Origin of the sequence: Photorhabdus cinerea (assembly GCF_011189575.1) — a bacterium.
Taxonomy (GTDB): domain Bacteria; phylum Pseudomonadota; class Gammaproteobacteria; order Enterobacterales; family Enterobacteriaceae; genus Photorhabdus; species Photorhabdus cinerea.
The window spans coordinates 1-1178 of the sequence record NZ_PUJW01000109.1 but is presented as its reverse complement, the minus strand read 5'-3'; the positions used below and the strand labels follow the sequence as shown (position 1 = coordinate 1178).

Genomic DNA, 1178 nt, shown 5'->3' with positions numbered 1-1178 from the left:
CAGGTATGCCAGACATTCACCGGGAAACCCCGCTGGGCGTCCACCGGGATCATTCTATTTACCCAGGCTGGATCACTTTCACTATCGGATTTATCCCGCAACAGGGGAGGACTGATAATCATTTTTTGACTCCTTAAATCATTTAGTCAGGTTAATTCGTTAAATTGCTCAGGAAAATCGCCAACGTTTTTGGGGTTCTTCTGCTTTAACTGGTAAAGTTGTCGATTCTGTTTTCTGGCTGGCTGCCCCTGTTCGCTCAAAACTGGCACACTTAATCAGGTAATCCCCTGCGGTTCCCTGCTCAATTTTGTAGGGATCAAGCGTGAGATAAGAGCCGCCCGCATTAAGGGTGATCTTTTTCTTTGCCGTGATATAAATCTCCTCTTCCGTGCTGGTTATGTTGATCACTTTGCGAGCCAGTAATTCCATCAGGTCATTTTGTGCCTGAACAGAAACCGCACCCTGATTGGCAATCAGCTTAATGCCCAATTTGCGGACAAACAGGCTGAAAGTCTGACCAACACCGATGAAGAAATTCTTTACCACCCCAATATCCGCATGCTTACCTGCATTGGCGATCAGGTTTTCTGTTGCCGCCAGTTGCAGATGCTGACCACTGGTCATCGAAATCCCCTTTGGCGCACTCATCAGCAATACAGCCGATTTCAGCTGTTCAAGGTTCTGTCGTAACATCATCAGCTGAGCATTAATATCAGCCGCAGACCCATTAACCGTCTGTGCATCAGTGGAAATGGCCTGCATCTGTTCACTCGCCACATTCAACTGACTGATTGCCGCCTGCATCTCCAGCACCGGTCCCCCGGCTTTAGCCTGTTCATCCGCACTGATAAACAACCCCTTACCCGCGCGGAGCACCCCCCAGCTATCGGTGCGCAGTTCAAAGCCCTCGCCCCGTTTCTTCGGATGCGGGCGCTGACCATCGACAAGATGCCCCAGATTCAGCTGGCTCTTACCGCCATATTCAGTACTGAGTTTGATGTGCTCTTTGCCCCGCTCGTCATCCATCCGCAGTTTGTTATTCGCCGGGGTACGCAGCACGTTACGTTTGTAGTTATAAAATGCGACGTGATCCGGGTGTTTCGAGTCGTGCAGCGCGTGAGCGATATAAGGCCGGTCCGGGTCGCCCCCTTCAAACGCAATCGCCACTTCCGTCCCCG

1 protein-coding gene is annotated in these 1178 nt (G+C 51.0%); it reads right to left on the bottom strand.

Annotated elements, in window-relative coordinates; genetic code table 11:
- Window positions 1-168 precede the first annotated feature (168 nt).
- Window positions 169-1178 (bottom strand): DUF2345 domain-containing protein (locus C5469_RS22790; RefSeq protein ID WP_166310970.1); only part of this gene is annotated, 1010 nt, incomplete at its 5' end.